The sequence below is a fragment of the Komagataeibacter oboediens genome (genome assembly GCF_003207815.1).
GTDB classification, from domain to species: domain Bacteria; phylum Pseudomonadota; class Alphaproteobacteria; order Acetobacterales; family Acetobacteraceae; genus Komagataeibacter; species Komagataeibacter oboediens.
In genome coordinates, this window is sequence record NZ_NKTX01000026.1 from 1 (window position 1) to 18,597 (window position 18,597).

Annotated in this window: 16 protein-coding genes and 1 pseudogene; 10 read left to right on the forward strand and 7 right to left on the reverse strand. The window is 59.5% G+C overall.

All coding sequences use genetic code 11. The annotated features are described in order from the left end of the window. The 3 genes and pseudogenes from CFR80_RS10915 to CFR80_RS10925 form a co-directional block, all read right to left on the reverse strand. Positions 1 to 160: pseudogene (locus CFR80_RS10915) on the reverse strand (IS5/IS1182 family transposase); the annotation flags it as partial. A 203-nt stretch (positions 161 to 363) separates the two neighbouring features. Further along, positions 364 to 1,002: an alpha/beta hydrolase gene (locus CFR80_RS10920; RefSeq protein ID WP_026018739.1), complete on the reverse strand. Its 639-nt coding sequence runs from the start codon at positions 1,000 to 1,002 to the stop codon at positions 364 to 366. Between the two features lie 347 nt (positions 1,003 to 1,349). Continuing rightward, positions 1,350 to 2,111, reverse strand: coding sequence for an SDR family NAD(P)-dependent oxidoreductase (locus CFR80_RS10925; protein WP_010515883.1), 762 nt, complete (start codon positions 2,109 to 2,111; stop codon positions 1,350 to 1,352). 101 nt (positions 2,112 to 2,212) lie between these two features. Between CFR80_RS10925 and CFR80_RS10930 the strand changes: the two genes are divergently transcribed. Continuing rightward, a complete protein-coding gene (locus CFR80_RS10930; protein WP_010515884.1) occupies positions 2,213 to 3,115 on the forward strand; it encodes a LysR family transcriptional regulator in 903 nt (300 codons plus the stop codon). A gap of 6 nt (positions 3,116 to 3,121) precedes the next feature. Here CFR80_RS10930 and CFR80_RS10935 read toward each other — a convergent pair whose 3' ends face one another. After that, positions 3,122 to 4,063, reverse strand: a complete 942-nt coding sequence (locus CFR80_RS10935; RefSeq protein ID WP_010515885.1) for an AEC family transporter — start codon at positions 4,061 to 4,063, stop codon at positions 3,122 to 3,124. An 81-nt stretch (positions 4,064 to 4,144) separates the two neighbouring features. On the opposite strand from CFR80_RS10935, the gene CFR80_RS10940 reads away from it, so the two are divergent. Further along, entirely contained in the window at positions 4,145 to 5,050 is a 906-nt protein-coding gene (locus CFR80_RS10940; protein WP_198133927.1) for a LysR family transcriptional regulator, read from the forward strand. A gap of 58 nt (positions 5,051 to 5,108) precedes the next feature. Here the strand turns inward: CFR80_RS10940 and CFR80_RS10945 are convergent, their stop codons facing one another. Further along, complete coding sequence (locus CFR80_RS10945) at positions 5,109 to 5,735, reverse strand: LysE family translocator (RefSeq protein WP_010515887.1); 627 nt, start codon at positions 5,733 to 5,735, stop codon at positions 5,109 to 5,111. A 205-nt stretch (positions 5,736 to 5,940) separates the two neighbouring features. Between CFR80_RS10945 and CFR80_RS10950 the strand changes: the two genes are divergently transcribed. After that, positions 5,941 to 6,393 (forward strand): Lrp/AsnC family transcriptional regulator, encoded by a 453-nt coding sequence (locus CFR80_RS10950; RefSeq protein WP_010515888.1) that lies wholly within the window; start codon positions 5,941 to 5,943, stop codon positions 6,391 to 6,393. Between the two features lie 125 nt (positions 6,394 to 6,518). On the opposite strand, the gene CFR80_RS10955 is transcribed toward CFR80_RS10950, so the two are convergent. Continuing rightward, positions 6,519 to 7,421 carry a LysR family transcriptional regulator gene (locus CFR80_RS10955; protein WP_010515889.1) on the reverse strand — a complete coding sequence of 301 codons (903 nt, stop codon included), beginning with the start codon at positions 7,419 to 7,421 and terminating at the stop codon, positions 6,519 to 6,521. Positions 7,422 to 7,630: 209 nt separating this feature from the next. Here CFR80_RS10955 and CFR80_RS10960 point away from each other — a divergent pair, with 209 nt between their 5' ends. The 7 genes from CFR80_RS10960 to CFR80_RS10990 all read left to right on the forward strand — a co-directional run bounded on the left by CFR80_RS10960 (position 7,631) and on the right by CFR80_RS10990 (position 17,513). Then, positions 7,631 to 8,242 (forward strand): NAD(P)H-dependent oxidoreductase, encoded by a 612-nt coding sequence (locus tag CFR80_RS10960; RefSeq protein WP_010515890.1) that lies wholly within the window; start codon positions 7,631 to 7,633, stop codon positions 8,240 to 8,242. Between the two features lie 47 nt (positions 8,243 to 8,289). Continuing rightward, positions 8,290 to 9,633, forward strand: a complete 1,344-nt coding sequence (locus tag CFR80_RS10965; RefSeq protein WP_026019797.1) for a PQQ-dependent sugar dehydrogenase — start codon at positions 8,290 to 8,292, stop codon at positions 9,631 to 9,633. Between the two features lie 173 nt (positions 9,634 to 9,806). Continuing rightward, entirely contained in the window at positions 9,807 to 10,727 is a 921-nt protein-coding gene (locus CFR80_RS10970) for an SDR family oxidoreductase (protein WP_010515893.1), read from the forward strand. A 135-nt stretch (positions 10,728 to 10,862) separates the two neighbouring features. Then, positions 10,863 to 11,462 (forward strand): CatB-related O-acetyltransferase, encoded by a 600-nt coding sequence (locus CFR80_RS10975; RefSeq protein ID WP_010515894.1) that lies wholly within the window; start codon positions 10,863 to 10,865, stop codon positions 11,460 to 11,462. 330 nt (positions 11,463 to 11,792) lie between these two features. Next, complete coding sequence (locus CFR80_RS10980) at positions 11,793 to 13,013, forward strand: efflux RND transporter periplasmic adaptor subunit (RefSeq protein WP_110507357.1); 1,221 nt, start codon at positions 11,793 to 11,795, stop codon at positions 13,011 to 13,013. Further along, positions 12,991 to 16,095, forward strand: a complete 3,105-nt coding sequence (locus tag CFR80_RS10985; RefSeq protein WP_019091947.1) for an efflux RND transporter permease subunit — start codon at positions 12,991 to 12,993, stop codon at positions 16,093 to 16,095. The genes CFR80_RS10980 and CFR80_RS10985 overlap by 23 nt, the downstream gene beginning before the upstream one ends. Further along, positions 16,092 to 17,513: an efflux transporter outer membrane subunit gene (locus CFR80_RS10990; protein ID WP_110507358.1), complete on the forward strand. Its 1,422-nt coding sequence runs from the start codon at positions 16,092 to 16,094 to the stop codon at positions 17,511 to 17,513. Before CFR80_RS10985 ends, CFR80_RS10990 begins: the two co-directional genes overlap by 4 nt. Before the next feature lie 82 nt (positions 17,514 to 17,595). Here the strand turns inward: CFR80_RS10990 and CFR80_RS10995 are convergent, their stop codons facing one another. Further along, positions 17,596 to 18,294 carry a TetR/AcrR family transcriptional regulator gene (locus CFR80_RS10995; protein ID WP_010516423.1) on the reverse strand — a complete coding sequence of 233 codons (699 nt, stop codon included), beginning with the start codon at positions 18,292 to 18,294 and terminating at the stop codon, positions 17,596 to 17,598. Positions 18,295 to 18,597 lie beyond the last annotated feature (303 nt).

The window sequence follows — 18,597 nt, forward strand, 5'->3', positions numbered from 1 at the left end:
TGACCACCTCGCGCATATCCGTCGTGCGAGGGCGACCGCCCCGTTTCGCAGGGGGCACAAATGGCACGATCAAAGCCCATTCCCCGTCCATCATATCCGATGGATATCGCAGTCCTTCCCGGCTATGTTCACGTCGGGCAATACCAGTCCATGTCACCATTCACTCCATCTCTTCGTAAAGACGGATGAATCACAACAGGCTGGTATTGTTCAAAAACTTTCGGATCAGGCTCTCAGGACGTGAGCAGGCAGAGGCTGGACATTGCCGGATTACTCGGTCGCGACCTGGCTGGCTGCCGCCGCAAGAAATGCCTGATGGTGAGGGGGAGACACGCTATTCCAGATTCCGGGAAAAGCGCTCTTCTACTTCAAGGAAGCAGCCCGGATCGTGGCATCCAGCCAAGCACTAATGCGGGTAATGACCTCTGCCTCAATGCCAAAATAGCCGTGTGGCGTAAGCGAACCACAGTTCTTTTCAGAGCGGGTTGTGCCGCCCGCCACCATTAACACGGTGACTTCACGACTGCCTGTCATGGCCGCGCCAATTCGCTTTGCGTCCTGTGGCGGGGCAACGTTGCATCGGTCATCATGATTGGCGACAACAAGGACGGGAGCCTGCACTTTCTCTGGATGGGCGCTGAAAACGGTTTCCCTGCTGCCCCCCATAACGGACACCGATTCAGTCAGCACGACACCGGCAATATCCCCTGAAGCGGCATGGGCCGCGCCATTGACGGCTGCAATGGCACCCTGGCTTGTACCAAGTAGAAAAACAGGCCCTGAGTCCTGCCTGTGCACGAAAGCGATGATATCCTCGACAAGATGGGCATAATGCGCGGCACTACGCTGCCCGCGCAGATTGAGACGACCCACTGTATCGGGAATGAGAACCGCAAACCCCTGTCTGTTCCACGCGCCACGTGTTCGCACGACGAAGTTGTCGCCATGACGGATGCGCCCGTCCTGCCCAAGGCCAATGTCACCAGTTCCGCCCGGAAACATGATGATCGTTGCCAATGGCCGCTCCGGGGAACTGAAAATGGCCCGGACAGACCCGCCTGCACGGAGAGGTACATTCATGACACGTTCAGTGATGCCCGGATCTGGAATGTTGCCAGTCATCCCCGGTGCGGTACGATTACCGGCATATCCCACGCATGGCAGGAGAACGCAGGCGGCCAGCACGATTATCGTGCAACACAGATAGTTCGGCATGGGCCTGTGCTGACTGCTTCTGATCATTTCACCCAATGCCCAGGCCCATTATTGCTCATGGCCCGAAGACCAGACGTGGTCTCCGAGCCGCTTCATATATCATTGTGGCGTTCCGTTTGTGGAACGGCCAGCCTTCAGATGGCCTGACCGCCAGAAACTTCGATCCGCTGCGCGTTCACCCAGCGATTATCTTCGGACAAAAGCGAGGCAATCATGGGGCCGATATCGTCAGGAAGGCCAGGACGACCAAGTGCGGTACTCTCCGCGATATGGCGGGCAATGTCCGGATTGTCCCGTACCATGCCGCCCGAGAAATCGGTCTGGATGGCACCCGGCGCTACCGTGTTGACGGCAATACGGCGCGGTCCGAGTTCCTTGGCCATGTAGTGTGTCATGACTTCCACCGCGCCCTTCATGGCGGCGTAAGCGATCCAGCCGGGATAGGCGAAGCGCGTGAGGCCGGATGAGATGTTCACGATCCGGCCACCATCCGCGATCAGCGGCAGCAGCGTCTGTGTCAGGAAAAACGGACCTTTGACATGAACCCGATAGGCGGCGTCGAAATCCTCTTCGGTCACCTCGCCGAACAGCCCTTCATGGGAGGTGCCGGCCATGTTGACCAGATAATTGAAACGCTCGGCCCCCCATTCGCGCAGCACGCGCCGGACCTCATCGGCGAAGGCAGGGAAGGTATGCGTATCGCCGGTGTCGAGTTGCAGGGCCACCGCGCGGGCGCCGCTGCTCCGGACATTCTCAACCACCTCATCGGCTGCGGATCTGTTGGTGTGGTAGGTGAAGATGGACGAGACGCCGCGTCGGGCGAGAGCCTCAACGGTGGCGCGGCCCAGTCCACGGCTGCCGCCGGTGACAATGGCAATGGTGTTCGCTTCTGGCATGAGTATCTCCATCTGTTGAGGTACCAATCTTGGTCACAACGCCGCGCGTTCGATAAGATCGCTCTTTCCGCCAGCATTGTTTTGCGCCATGGAATAATCCCATGGACAGGCTTGCCACACTCGACCTCTTCGTCCGCATTGTTGACCGCAGCAGCTTCAGCGCCGCGGCAGCCGATTGCGGCGTCTCCCGCCCGGTTGCGACCGCTGCGATCAAGGCGTTGGAGCAAAGGCTTGGCACCCGACTGCTGCACCGTTCCACCCGCCACGTCCGGCCTACCGAGGAAGGCGCTGCCTATTATCGCCGGTGTGTGGCGATCCTGGCAGACCTTGAAGATGCCGATCGTGGTGCGAGTGGGGCTGTGGCAGGTCTCTTGCGCGCTGATGTGATCGGCCGTCTGGCGCGCATGACCCTGCTGCCAGCGTTGCCGGACTTCCTTGCGCGCCACCCGGCGCTGACCGTTCATCTTGGCGAGGGTGAGCGGTTTGTCGATCTGGTGCGCGAAGGGGTGGACTGCGTGGTCCGGACCGGAACCCTGCCGGATAGCGACATGATCGCCCGGCCGCTGGGCGTGATGGAGGAGGTGACGGTCGCCAGCCCGGTCTATCTGGCGCGGCACGGGATGCCAGCCTCACCTGAAGATCTCGACGGACATCAGATGATCGGCTTCGTATCCTCACGCACTGGCCAGCCCCTGCCATTGGAGTTTACGCGCGGAGATGAGGTGATCGAGGTCTCGCTTCCCGCACGCCTGCTGGTCGGCGGCGTTGATACCTATGCCGAAGCGGCCAGGCTCGGCTTTGGCCTAGTGCAGGTGCCGCGCTATGGCCTTGAGGATGACCTTGCAAATGGCACGCTGATCGCAGTCCTCCCTGATTTCCCACCCACGCCAACGCCGGTCTCTGTGCTTTACCCGAGCAACAGGCAGCTTTCTCCGCGTGTGCGGGTGTTCGTGGACTGGCTGGTGGAGATTATTGGCCCGCGATTTCATCCACAATGCGCGTGAGCATCCCTACGCAGGTGCAAAGGCGAGATAGAGCGAGATCGTTGCAATCGAGAATACGGTGGAGGCGAGGACGACCCGTCCGGTAAGGGCTGCCTCCCGGTCATAGAATTCCGCCAGCATGAACGAGCCGGTTCCCGTGGGCAGTGCTGCAAGAAGCACGGCAATGTTTGTCATCGCCGGAGGGAGGTGAAGCACAGGCGCTGCGATGATCCATGTAACCAGAGGCTGGGCGATCAGCTTCAGGCCAACAAGAATGGCGGCCGTCGACGGGCGTGCAGACGCGGCGCCGGCAGAATTTCCAGCAAGGAACAGACCGAGGGCGATCAGGGCGCAGGGGGATGCGGCCCCGCCGAGAAGCTTCAGAAAGGCATGAACCGGTCCCGGCAGATGCCCACCGGATACCATGACCAGGCCACCAAGTGCTGGCGCCACCAGCAACGGATTTTTCACCAGCGAGAAGAGCGTTTTCGCGACGATGTCGCGCGGCCGTGCTTCGGTCTGCAACCCGGCCTCGATCAGGACGATCGCTATGACGAACAGCACACAGACCGTCACGATCGTGGCGATCAGCGTTGGTGCCATGCCGGTATCACCGACAAGCGACAGGACAAGCGGGAAACCGACGAACCCCGTATTGGCGTAGCTCGCGTTCAGTCCGTCAATGGCGGCATCGGCAAGATGGTGTCCTGTGGACACCCGCCACCACAGCGTCCCGGCAAACACGATAAAACAGCCAAGCGTGAACGCCGCAATGAATCCCGGCTCCCACAGATCGGTCATTTTTGCGTTTGCCACGATGTCGAACAGCACTGCGGGCAGCGCAAGATAGACCACCAGCCGATTGACCTCGCGCGTGGCATTGGGGCCAAGCGCACCCGATTTACGTGCGATCCATCCGGTGAGGATGAGGGCAAAGATAGGCAGGACGATCAGCAGATTGTTCAGCATCAGGGATCTCGGGCGGTCAGCAAAAGCGTGACGCTACCGGACGCTATTGATATAATCCAATGCTTATATGGTTCACGATCAATGCTTTCAGGGTATCAGATGGACACGCGGCATATGCGGTATTTCATGGCTCTGGCCGAGACGCTTCATTTCGGTCGGGCGGCTGAGCGGATGAATATGAGCCAGCCGCCGTTCAGTCGTCAGATTGCCATGATCGAGCACACGTTGGGCGTGAAGCTGTTTGAACGAAACTCGCGCAACGTGGCTCTGACCCCGGCCGGAAAACATTTCATGAAAGACTGCCGAAACGTGCTGGGGCAGTTTGAGGATGCCTGCCGGGATGTCAGGCTGATTGCCAGCGGCATGAAGGGCGAACTGCGGTTTGGATTCATGATGCATGCCGCCCACAGTGTCGTGCCGCAACTCGTGCAGCTTTATGCGGAGGCAAGGCCGGATGTGCGCCTTGTCCTTGATGAACGCACGCCGACAGAGATTGATGAGATGCTGGTGGCAGGAACACTGGATGCCGCCGTAACATTCGATTGCGGATATGCGCCGCACCTGCAGGCCGTGTTGCTGGCCAGGGAGCGATTACGCATCATCATGCGAAAGGACCATCCGCTTGCCACGGCCGGGCAGATCGGCCCCGATGAACTCCGCGACGAGAAGATCATCGCAGCGCCTGCCGCGACGGCGCCTGCTCTGCGATCCGCGATCAACAGCTATTTTTCTGCCGGGGGAATTGTCCCGCGCGTTGTCCTTGAACCGCGGTTGCAGCACACGATCATCCAGCTTGTTGCAAAAGGGCTGGGCGTAGCCCTTATCCCTGCATCGCTGTGTACCGAACTGGGAGCCGGACTGACGTCACGGGCTTTGTCAGACGCTCCCCAACTTGACGTTGTGCTGCGTGCGCCCATCACCACGAAAAACCCGGCGGTTTCGACATTCATGGAAATCGGGAAATCGATACAGCGGACTTCACTCTAATTCATGGAATCTGTGTGGAGAGCCCGTTTCCAATATCTTCGCTTTCCTGATTTCATCTTTATGAATGGAATATTTTTATAATGTCTTCAAATGCCAAACCCAGACCAAGAATAATCATGATCGCTCCAGATATATAGCCCGTCACGATGGATGCTCTGGGGCGGCTACTTAATATTGTCCGCGCTCCAAATCCGACCATCAGATAGATGGACATGCAGTTCATTGTATGAATGACGCCCAATATCCCGATCTGTAAAAAGGTCGGCCATGCTGATCCCGGATTTGTAAACTGGGGCAGAAGGGCGAGAAAAAACAGAAGAGCCTTGGGGTTCAGGCTACTGATGGCGAATCCTTTGGTAATCCAGCGCTGCGCACCAGTTTCCCGTTCATGTCCCTCTTTCGGCAAGGGAGGATGACGCAGCAGGGAAATGCCCAGTTTTATGAGATAGGCCGCGCCTGCAAATGTCAGAATGGTGACTGCAAGCGGCATGCTTGCAAGCGCACCGATACCGCCCGCGACCGTTCCGGTAATGGCGAGATATCCCAGAAACAGGCCGAATACCGCGGGAATGACTGCGGCATGATCACGTATTCCGGCGGAAATGACATACGCCCAGTCAGCACCAGGAGTTGCGGCAAGGAGGATGGAGATTGTCCAGAAGGCAAGAAGTGTATGCAAATTCATCGAAGACGCGTCGCTTTAAAAGAAAATCCATAAGGTCCCACGGCGTTTCATGCTTTCCGACTATGCTCCGGATCGCCACCCCTGCGACGCGAGAGAGGGCAGGATAGCGCGGACCAGCGGACAGGGGGTTGCGTTTATGCCAATTTCGTCGCCGATATCTGGCATATAATTGCGCCAGAATGTTTATCCGTGATATAACGTGCCAATGAAACTGGATGCGATTGATCGGCGTATTCTTAACGTTCTCCAGGAAGATGGCCGCTGCCCCAACAATGAGCTTGCGAGGCGCGTCGGGCTTTCTCCCTCGCCATGCCTGCGCCGCGTGCGGCTGCTGGAAGAAAGTGGCGTTATCGAAGGGTATGTCGCCGTTGTGAATCCCGCAAAAGCCGGGTTCGGCGTGACGGCTTTTGTCAGGATATGGCTGACGGGAGAAGACGAGCGGCAGTCCGAGCATTTCGTCGAGGAAATTGGAAAACTTCCGCAGGTGACGGAAGCGCATGTCCTTGCGGGAGATTGTGATTTCCTGTTGCGCGTTGTTGCAGAAGACCTTCCAGGACTGAGATGTTTTCAGAGTGAACACCTGGCGCGGATCAAAGGCGTGCGAAGTATGAAGACCGACATACCCCTACTGAAGGTCAAGAATGCAAGCTTTGCATAAGATCTCTCACTCATCATGCTGAAGATGATGGAAGCGAAGCGGGCTGAGGGTTAATATTGGCGCGTGCGTGAAAGCATCGTCCGGAGATCAATTCTTCCGTTCTGATCTGACAGAATGCGCGACATTCAGGTACGCAGATATGCCTGGAGGCGCGGGATGACGAAGTCGAGAAACACCCTCACGCGCTGGGGTGTCTGTTTGCTGCCAAGATAGAGCGCATGGATCTCTTCTTCGTCCTGCGCGTCCGCATGGGCCAGAACTTCAACGAGACGGCCGGACTTGATATCATCGCGCACATGGTAGTCGCCAAGCCGCGCCAGCCCTGCGCCCCGCAGCGTCAGGCGTCTGACTGTTTCGCCATTATTGGCAAGCAGGGGGCCCCGGACGATACGATCTGCGATGCGCCCTTTCTCGTGCAGCGGCCAGACAGGGGCAGCACGCCGGAAATTGAAGCCAAGGCATTTGTGTTGGTCCAGATCATCAATGTTCCGTGGTACACCAAACCGGTTCAGGTAATCTGGCGATCCAACGATTTTACGTCGTGCTGTGCCGATATGTCGCGCTGTCAGATTTGAATCCTGCAACGGTCCGACCCGAAAGGCGACATCCGTGCGGTCAAGATAAAGGTCCGTCAGTTCGTCGGAGAGCGACAGATCAATGACGATATCCGGATAGGCATCCCAGAATTCGGGAAGGAGAGGTTCAAGCGCCAGCGCTCCGAAGGCTACCGAAGCATTGATGCGCACAATGCCGCCCGGCCGAACCGATCCTGTGGTGAGCGCATGTTCCATATCATTGAGTTCGGCGAGCAGCGCCTGAGCACGCTCGTAGTAAAGCTGCCCTTCCGGCGTGACGGAAAGCCGCCGTGTCGAACGTTCGAGCAGGCGTACGCCAAGGCGTGTCTCAACGCGGGCAATCAGTTTGCTTATCGTCGAGGGCGTTGTCATCGACAGGCGGGCGGCCTCGGAAAAACTGCCGCTTTCCACGACACGCAAAAACATCTGCATTTCGCCAATCCGGTTGTCCAACAGCGCCTCCTTGATGAAACAGGTTCACAAGTGCTGTGGAGAAGCGACGGATTATCAAAGCCTGTCAAGTTCATCATGTTGCGTAGGGAACAGATGCCGCTCGCACCGCTGATATGCCGCGGCACCGTCATATTGAAAATTTTTTCCGGACAATGGCTCTAAAGCCTGGTCAGGCGTATCCGGGATGCTTTTTGCAGGACACTATTGCGATGAAAAACATTCTTCTTCTGAACGGTGGAAAGGCTTTCGCCCATTCTCATGGTCGCCTGAACGATACGCTGCATGACGCCGCCCTTGCGCTCCTGTCGAACGCGGGTTTCAATACGCGCCAGACAAAGATCGATGCCGGGTATGACATTCAGGCTGAAGTCGAGAATATTCAGTGGGCAAATCTGGTCATCTACCAGATGCCGGGTTGGTGGATGGGCGCGCCGTGGACGGTCAAGAAGTATGTTGACCAAGTCTTCACCGCCGGTCATGGCACGCTTTATGCCAATGATGGGCGCAGCCGGTCGCATCCTGAGCGCAAGTATGGGTCTGGCGGCCTGCTGCAGGGGAAGCATTACATGCTTTCCCTGACATGGAACGCCCCGGAAGAGGCTTTTGTCGATCCGGCGCAGTTCTTTGAAGGGAAGGGGATTGATGCGGTCTATTTCCCTTTCCACAAGGCCAACCAGTTTCTGGGCATGGCGCCGCTTGCAACGTATCTAGCGTCAAACGTTATGAAGGAACCGGCGATTGATCGGACCGTCGCGCGCTACCGTGCCCATCTTGCAGACGTTCTTGGCTTTGTGCTGCCAGAAGGCGGCGTTGTATCATAGCACGGATTACAGGGTTTTTCCGGGTAACATGGAACCGAGAGAATAACATGAAGACATGGATACGTTGGGGCAGCGCCGGAGTGGTCAGCCTGGCAGTGCTGGGTGCAGCGACATGGGAACTCGTCCTGCGTCCGGAAAGCGCATCCCTTCCCGTGACGGCAGGAACAGGCCCGCACCCTGAACTGCCGCAGCCCAACCATACCCTGTTTCCGACTGTCAATGTCGCGACGCCCGTGGGCTGGGCAGACGGGCAGACGCCCGTACCCGCTCAGGGGCTGGCGGTTACGCCCTATGCGAAGGGGCTCGACCATCCCCGATGGCTTTATCGGTTACCCAATGGCGATATTCTGGTGGCCGAGAGCAATTCGCCCAAAACGGATGTCCAGACACTCAAAAATCGCATTGCGGGGTTCGTGATGGGCAAGGTTGGCGCGGGGAAGGCCAGCCCGAACCGGATCATCCTGTTGCGCGACACCAAGGGCGATGGGTCAGCGGATACCCGCACGGTGTTTCTCGACCATCTCTATTCGCCCTTCGGCATGGCGCTGGTGGGGAATGATCTCTATGTCGCCAACGCCAATACCATTCTCCGCTTTCCCTATCATGACGGTGACACGCGGATTGATGCGCCAGGCACCAAGGTCACGGATCTGCCAGCAGGCTACAACCATCACTGGACAAAAAACCTGCTTGCCAGCCCGGATGGCCGTTTCCTGTATGTGACCATCGGGTCCAACAGCAATGTAGCCGATAACGGGATGGACGTCGAAGAGGGACGGGCCCGGATCGACCGGCTCGATCTGAGCACGGGAAAGCTGACGCCCTATGCGACGGGGCTGCGCAACCCGAACGGGCTGGCTTTTGAGCCGGAGAGCGGTGCCCTGTGGGTGGTGGTCAACGAGCGCGATGAAATCGGTAGCGACCTCGTCCCCGACTACATTACCTCGGTCAAGGAAGGCGCATTCTATGGCTGGCCTTACAGCTATTATGGCCAGCACGTTGACACACGGGTCTCGCCGCAGCGACCGGACCTCGTCGCGCAGGCGATCGCGCCGGATTACGCGCTTGGCCCGCATACGGCCTCCCTTGGCATCACCTTCTCTCAGGATGCCACCCAGCTTCCGGACGCCTGGCGCCATGGACTGTTCGTCGCACAGCATGGATCGTGGAACCGGCGGCCCAAGAGTGGCTACAAGGTCATCTATGTGCCGTTTGCCGATGGGAAGCCGTCCGGCACGCCGGTTGATGTACTGACGGGTTTTCTGACAGCCGACGAAGCGCATGTGCATGGTCGACCCGTGGGCCTCACGGTTGACAGGTCGGGCGCATTGCTGGTGGCAGACGATGTGGGCGGTGTCATATGGCGTGTGTCCGGTAACGCTGCCGAATGAATGGAGTGCAGACCGGCCGTACCCGGCTCATTTCTTTGGATCGGTTCTGAGATGACCACTATCCTGTAACGTTCAAGCCCGGTTGAAGGTCAATCTGTGGTTTGACATTAAATCTGACTTCAAGGTTAACGGTGTAAGGGCAAACCTACCTGACATCATGGAGGCAGCCTCACATGCAGACAATACTGGGCGCAAATGGTCAGATCGCCACGGAACTGGCGCGGACATTGCATCAGCATCATACGAGGGCGTTGCGGCTTGTGAGCCGCAATCCCCGCAAGGTCAACGAAGACGATACGCTCATCGCGGCGAACCTGCTGGATGCAGGGCAGACGACACAGGCAGTGAAAGGCAGCCGGATCGTCTACTTCACGGCCGGGCTGCCCCCTGACAGCAAACTCTGGGAGGAACAGTTTCCCGTCATGCTGAGGAATGCCCTGCAAGCCTGCCGGATGGCGGGGGCCTGCTTTGCCTATTTCGACAATACCTACATGTATCCGCAGAACAGCCAGATCCAGACGGAGGAAACGCGCTTTGCCCCGGTTGGCCGGAAAGGACGCGTGCGCGCGGCAATGGCTACCATGGTGCTGCAGGAAATGGCACGCGGAGACATTCCCGTGCTCATTGCCCGCGCACCGGAATTCTATGGTCCGGGAAAAACCCAGAGCTTCACCAACGCCCTGATCATTGACAGGCTGAAAGCTGGTAAAAGATCCCTGGTTCCTGTCCGTGATGACACCCGCCGGACCCTTATCTGGACGCCGGATGCGAGCCGCGCGCTGGCAACGCTGGGCAATACACCGGATGCTTTCGGACAGACCTGGCATCTGCCATGCTGTGATGAGCGGCCGACCTATAAGACATTCGTTACCATGGCGAGCCGGGTTTTCGGACGAACGCCTTCTTATTCGGTCATCGGAAAATGGCCACTGATCATTGCAGGCATTTTTTCAAAAAAGGTGCGGGAAATAAAGGAGCTGTTGCCTCGCTACGAGCAGGACAATCTCTTCGACTCAACGAAATTCAAATGTCATTTTCCCGATTTTTCCGTGATGACATATGAAGAGGGGCTGGAACTGATCAGGAAGGAATAAAGAGGTTGATAGCGCTTCATATATCTCGTTCTTAACAAGTCCACTATGGCAAGGCAGTTGATTCCTGTGACCGATGTGCAAAAACACATATCGACAGCCGCTTAACCTCAACCATGATGGGAGAAAACTGCCCAGATGTATTACGGCAAGAATGCCTTTTCGCTGCTCCTACGCTACACGCTTGCCCACGAGATTGAGGAATGGGGCTGGGAGATCGGGGACCATACGTATGGCGCCAAGGGTTCTCCCATCATCATAGAGGCCGAATATGCCGGCCTGAAGATCGGGAAATACTGCTCGATTGCCCGCGAAGTGCTGATGATCCTGGGCAACCACCGCACGGACACGATCACCACCTACCCGTTCAAGAACCAGTGCAATTTCTGGCCCGAAGCAGCTGACGCATCCGATGACCATTCCACCAAGGGGGATATCGTCATCGGCAATGATGTCTGGATCGGCGCGCGGGCCAACATCATGTCAGGTGTAACCATCGGGTCTGGCGCGATCATTGCCACGGCGGCGGTGGTGACCAGGGACGTGCCGCCTTACGCCATCGTCGGCGGCAATCCGACCCGGGTTATCAGATACCGCTTCCCCGAGAGAACCATCGAGCGGCTGCTCGCACTGGCATGGTGGGACTGGCCAGAGGAGGTCATACGGGCTCGGATGCCGCTCCTGATGAGCGATAATATCGAGGGATTCCTGAGTGCATATGAAGGTGTTCCAGCGTAGCGCCTTCATCCCCTTCCAATAGCTTGATAGCATTGCGCCATGGGAAACGCTGAATGCCCGCCCCAATTTGTTCCTATCTGAGCTCATGTCTGAACCCGCTCATTCATGCTGGTTCATGCCAAATTGGCCGGTTTAGGGCCGAATAAGGTAAAACAAACGGATCAGCACCATATGTGTGCCTACGTAATCCCACCTGTTACCCGCGTGTTTGCAGCCAGCCGACAGTAGCATCTGTACGCCATTGCAATACGATACGGTCTCGTCTATGCAAGCCATAACGGCTGCGTCGTGCCGCTGGATTCAGGACATGACTGAGGGTGATCGGTATCCATGCAAACCAGACATACTGGCAATGAAAGCGTGGGCCATGCCCAGCCTCCATCTTTCCTGGCTACCATTCTTCATCCGATCCTGCACAGGGAAGGCAGCCTCCCGCCGGGCCAATATCCCGCGCCCGCCGTGGAAAAACCGCGTAGCGCTCCGGGCCTGATCCTGCTCTGCCTGCTGCTTCTGCTTTCAGCCTGCCACAAGAAGGTGGCAGTGGAGGAAGTCCGCCCCGTCCGATCCGTCATTGTGGACCCGACGCCTGACACGAACGGCGAGGTGGTGACGGGACAGGTCTCCGCCCATCAGTCCATCAACCTCGCCTTCCGCCTGCCCGGCAAGGTGGTGGAACGTTCCGTGTCCGCAGGCAGCGTCGTGCGTGCGGGGGACGTGCTGGCGCGGCTGGATGACACGGTGCCACAGCAGACGCTGCGCACGGCGCTGGCGGAAAACGCCACGGCAAAAGCGGCGCTGGAACAGGCTGCCCCCCTGAAGCAGCGGGCCGCAGCCCTGCTGCCGGTGGAGGCCATTTCACGCAACGATTATGACGACGCGGTGCGCCGCTACAAAACCGCGCAGGACCAGGTGCAGGCGACACAGGCGCAGGTACGCGTGGCGCAGGAACAGCTTGGCTACACCCGCCTGATGGCGCCCGAGGACGGCATCGTGACCGACCGGCTGGTGGAAGCAGGCGAGGTGGTGGCCGCAGGCCAGCCCGTCCTGCGCATGGCGGCGGGTGGCGGGCTGGACGGGCAGTTCGACATGCCCGAAGCCCTGGCGCAGTCCCGTCTGACCGTGGGCATGACCATGAAGGTGTGCCTGGACGCAGCGCCTGCTACCTGCGCACCCGCCGCGATCTATGAAATCGCGCCCGATACCGATCCGCTGACCCGCACCTATCATACCAAGGCGCTACTGCGCGCCACGCGGGACATGATGCCGTTGGGCGCGGTGGTGACGGGGCATCTGTCCATATCATCAGCGCCAACCGTCCATCTGCCGCCCGCCGCCCTTGCCACACAGGACGGCAAACCTGCGGTCTGGATCGTGGCCCCCGACACGCTGCGCGTCTCCCAGCGCCCCGTCACCATTGCCCGTTATGCCACCGATGACGTGGTGATCGCATCCGGCCTGCACGCCGGGGACAGGGTAGTGACGGCAGGCGTGCAGGCGCTGTATCCGCAAGAAAAGGTCAGCCTGCTGGATGAAGCCGATGTCCGTCCCTGAGCCACGCGCGCCGGGGGGCATAAACCTGTCCGACTGGTCCATCCGCCACCGTGCGCTGGTCCTGTTCTTCATGATCCTGATCGGCGTGGCCGGCATCCAGTCCTACTTCAGACTGGGCCGGAATGAAGACCCGCCCTTTACCGTCAAGACCATGGTGGTGGAGGCGTTCCTGCCCGGTGCGTCGGTGGAGGAAACCACCCACCAGCTGACCGAACGCATCGAGAAGAAACTGCAGGAAACGCCTGACCTCGATTACGTCAAGAGCTATACGCTTGCGGGCAAGACCACGATTTTCGTCAACCTGCTCTCGGGCGCGCTCAAGGCTGAAGTGCCGGATATCTGGTATCAGGTGCGCAAGAAGGTGGGCGACATCAAGGCCCAGTTGCCACAGGGCACGGTCGGCCCGTTCTTTGATGACGAGTTCGGCGATACCTACGGCATCATTTACGGCTTTACTGCTGATGGCTTTTCCCATCGGGACCTGCGTGACTATGTCGAGACGGTGCGCGACGAACTGCTGCATGTGCCCGATGTCGCCAAGATCGACACGCTGGGCGCGCAGGATGAGAAAATCTATGTCGATTTCTCCACCCACCACCTGGCCCGGTTGGGCATAAACGGGGCCACGATTGCAGCGGCCCTGCTGGCGCAGAACGCCACGGTGCCATCGGGCGTGATCGATACCGGGCGCGAGCAGATACAGGTCCAGCCCACCGGGCAGTTCGGCTCGGTGCAGGACATTGCCAATGTCACGGTCTATGCCGGCAGCCGCAAGATCCGGCTGGGGGACATCGCCACCATCACCCGCACCTATTCCGATCCGCCGCAGACCATGTTCCGCGTGGGCGGGCAGGATGCGATCGGGCTGGCCCTGTCCATGCGCAGCGGTGGCAACGTGCTGGAACTGGAAAAGAACATCACGGCGAAAATGGCCGAACTGCATTCCCGCATGCCCATCGGGATCGAGGCGCATCTGGTCGCCAACCAGCCCAAGGTGGTGCATGACGCGGTGGGGGACTTTACCGAGGCCCTGTTCGAGGCCATCGTCATCGTGCTGGGCATAAGCTTCCTCAGCCTTGGGGCGCGCGCGGGCACGGTGGTGGCGTTCTGCATTCCCTTCGTGCTGGCGGTGGTGTTCGTGTGCATGAAGCTGTTCGGCATCGACCTGCAGCGCGTCTCGCTCGGCGCGCTGATCATCGCCCTCGGTCTGCTGGTCGATGACGCCATGATTACAGTGGAAAGCATGGTCAGCAAGCTGGAGGAAGGCTGGACCCTGACCCGGGCCGCGACCTATGCCTATGTCTCGACCGCCTTTCCCATGCTGACCGGAACCCTTGTGACCGTGGCGGGATTCATCCCGGTCGGGTTCGCGAAAAGTGTGGCGGGAGAGTATACGTTCTCGCTGTTCGCCGTGGTGGGCATGGCGCTGATTGCGTCGTGGTTTGTCGCCGTGCTGGTCGCCCCGCTGGTGGGGGTGACCATCCTGAAGCAGCGCCCGGCGACAACGCCCCATGCCCCACCAGAGGGGCGGCTGCTGCGCGTGTTCAGCCGGGCGCTACTGTTCACCATGCGCAGCCCGCGTGCGACCGTGCTGGCCAGCCTTGCCGCACTGGTCGTGGCCATTGCGCTGTCCCCACTGGTGCCCCGGCAGTTCTTCCCTGCATCCGACCGGCCGGAACTGCTGGTTGACCTGTCGCTACGGCAGGGTGCATCGATCAGGGCGACGGCGGATGTCTCGCGCCGGCTGGACGCCCTCCTGCGCAATGATCCCGATATTGACCACTGGAGTTCCTATGTCGGGCGCGGGGCCGTGCGCTTCTACCTGTCGCTCAATGAACAGTTGCCCAACGACTTCTTTACCCAGACCGTCATTGTGGCCAAAAGTGCCGTGGCACGTGATCGCCTGCGCAAGCGGCTGGATGGTGCACTGAGCCGCGACATGCCCGACGTGGTGCATGGGCTGTTCCCGCTGGAACTGGGGCCGCCGGTGGGCTGGCCGGTGCAGTACCGCGTAACGGGCCGCGACCCGGACCGGGTGTGGCATTACGCGCATGACGTGGCGAAGATCATGGCCGACAGCAACCAGTTGCACATGGTCAATTTCGACTGGGGCGATCCCGCGCGCAAGCTGAAGATCGACGTGCGGCAGGATGAAGCGCATCGTCTGGGCCTGTCATCGGGGGCGATTGCGCTGGCCATCAATTCGGCGGTGACCGGGCTTACGGCGACGCAGGTCCGTGACAGCATCTATCTGGTCGATGTCGTTCTGCGCGCCAACCATGCCCAGCGCCTGTCGATCGAGGATCTGCGCAACCTTGATATCCGCCTGCCCAATGACCAGACGGTGCCGCTTTCCACCGTAGCCAGCGTCTCCTATGTCGAGGATTATCCCCTGATCTGGCGGCGCGACCGGCTGCCGACCCTGACCATACAGGCCCAGCTCCGTGACGGGGTGCAGGCGGATACCGCCGTGGCAACACTGGCCCCGAAAATCGCGGCCTTCAACGCGGGCCTGCCATCGGGCTACCATGTCGCGGTGGGTGGCACGGTGGAGGAAAGTGCCAAATCCCAGAAATCCGTCATTGCCGTCGTGCCACTCATGGTCCTGGTCATGCTGGGCGTGCTGATGATCCAGTTGCAGGACTTCAGGCGTCTGGCGCTGGTCATCAGTGTTGCTCCCTTCGGCCTGATCGGGGTGGTGGGCGCGCTGTTCCTGACCCAGCACCCGATGGGGTTCATCGCCATGCTGGGACTGGTGGCGCTGATTGGCATGATCATCCGCAACTCGGTCATTCTGGTGCACCAGATCCAGATCGAGAAGGATCTGGGGCAGTCCGAATGGGATGCAGTGATGAATGCCGCCAGGATCCGCTTCCGGCCCATCATGCTGACCGCTGTCGCCGCCATCCTTGGCATGCTGCCCATTGCGTCCAGCGTGTTCTGGGGCCCGATGGCCGATGTCATCATGGGCGGGCTTGCCGTAGCCACGGTGCTGACGCTGATCTTCCTGCCTTCGCTGTACGTGCTGTGGTTCAGGGTGAAGGAAACGCCATCGCCGCAGGTTGAGGGAGCCACAAGATGAAACGCATCCCGATCCTCCTGCTGCCCGCGCTGCTGGCGGGCTGCGCGTGGCTGGCGCCGACCTATCACCGGCCACAGATGCCCATGCCCGATAAATGGGGCACGCAGCAGGCCGCCATCGTACCAGATGGCGGCGAATGGTGGCGCAGCTATGGTGATCCGGTGCTGGACGCGCTGGTGGCGGAAGGGCTGAAAAACAATGATGATCTTGCGCTGGCCGGGTCAAAGCTGCAGCAGGCGCGGGCACAGTATAAATATGCCTTCGCCAACCAGTTGCCCTCCATCTCGGTGGCAGGCGCAGATGCCATGGGCCGCCTGCACCTGAAGGATGAACTGCCGGTTGCGCACAAGATGAGCAACCTTGGCTTCGTGGGTGGCATGCTGAATTACGAAGCCGATTTCTGGGGCAAGAACGCGAGCCTGAGCAAGGCGGCCAAGGCAGGCGTGAAAGCGGCGGGTTACGGGCATGAGGCCGCCCTGCTGTCCATCGCAGCCGCCACCGCCAAGCTGTATTTCAGCCTGCGCGCGCTAGACCGGCAACGCGAGATCCTGCAACAGACCATCGAGACCCAGACAGCGCTCCTTGCCTTGGTGCAGCGCCAGCATGAGGTGGGCGCGGTGGACGCGCTGGTAATGCAGAACGTGACCGAGCAGCGCGACGCGGCACAGGCCGCCCTGCCGGATGTGGAGGACCAGCGCGGCAAGGCGGAAAGTGCTCTGGCCGTCATGCTGGGCCGCGCGCCCCAGCAGATCATCGAACAGGCGATGGAGCGCGGCAAAAACATTGACCAACTGACCATTCCCATCCCGATCCCGCCCGAAATCCCGTCCACCCTGCTCGAACGCAGGCCCGACATCGCCATGCATGAGCAGACGCTGATCGCCAGCAACTTCAATATCGGCTTTGCGCGCGCGGCCTATTTCCCCACAATCTCGCTGGCCAGCCTGGCGGGGGTGAACAACATTGATATCGACAATCTGTATCGCGCCACCACGCGGTCATGGACGCTGGCGGCCTCCATGGCGGCTCCGGTGATGGATTTTGGCCGCACGGCCAGCGGCGTCAAACTGGCGCGGGCCGAGAAAAACGAGCAGGTCATCCTGTATAAACAGAGCATCCGCACGGCGTTCAAGGAGGTGCATGACGCCCTGCTGGAACAGAATAACGCCCACGCGCGCGAACAGGGCGATGGGGACAAGGAAACGGCGGCCGAAAAAACCGTGGAACTGACGCAGTTGCGACTGGAACATGGCTATGCCAGCAGGCTGGACGTGCTGTCCGCTCAGGTGCTGGCCCAGCAGGCGGAACAGGCGCATACGACTGCGCTCCTGTCCAGCCTTGATGCATCGGTTGATATGTACAGGGCGATCGGGGGCGGATTTGACACCAAGGCCCCACAGGACAGGAAACGGAAATAACCGCAGACAGGAAAGCGGTCTGTTTGCAAACGGGAATGGATCAGGCCGCCTTACACCTCGTAAAATCTTACTTTGCGGTAGATTACAGGCGCTTCCGCCGCCCTGTGCCACGCGCGGGCGTGGCGACAGGTGTCGCCAGTATGCCCGTCATGAAGGCACGCCAGGCATGATCGAGATAGTCGTCCCGCTCCCTTGCCGTTCTCAGCACCCTGCGCCCGAACAGCATCTGCTGATGCGGGCCGCCAAGGCAGAGCGTGGCCAGCATCTGGCCGGTTTCTTCAGGCTCGCATCCCTCTTTCAGCAGGCCCGCGCGGGAGGCGGCAGTCAAAAGCTTGCAGGTCAGTTTTTCCAGCGGGTCAAAGATATGGGCACCGGCATGGTCCACCAGATCAGGAAAACGCCAGCCTTCCGCTATGAAAGTGCGACTAAGCGAGAGCGTCTCAGGGCTGAGGATCAGGTCCAGCAGCATCCGCATGGTCTTGTACAGCGCCTGCAGCGGATCGTTGGAGACCATCTCATCCGAAGGGGAGACAGCCAGCAGGAAACTGTTCCCCAGTTCAGCAATGACCGTCTTGAACAGGTTTTCCTTGGATGGGTGCCGCCGGTAGATGGTCTGCTTGCCCACTCCCGCCACGGCCGCGATCTGTTCGACCGATGTGGCGGCGTAGCCCTGTTCCCCAAACAGTCGGGTGGCGGTTTTCAGGATCAGGGCATCCAGTTCTTCCGACATCCGGCTGTCGGGCCGACCTGAATTTTTCCTCTTTCTGTCCTGATCCGCCATTTGACCTCCTGTGAGCAGTTTCTCCCGATTATAGGGGACGAAACCGTCTCGCAAGGGCTTTTGACAGGATCGGCATCTCACCCGGGGCAGAAGAAGCACCATCATATCGGCCCGAATTCCGTGAATACAGGCGCGCGTGGAACAGATATATGCGGTGTTCAATATTGAGTTCCAATCTGTATGAAATCCAGCGCCACGCCACTGCTTGCGTAAGTCAATCAAGGCTACCCCGCCTCGTGAGGAATTGTTGACGGACAGATGGGAACGGAACAATTCGGTACCGTCTCGTATCGAGCGCGACAA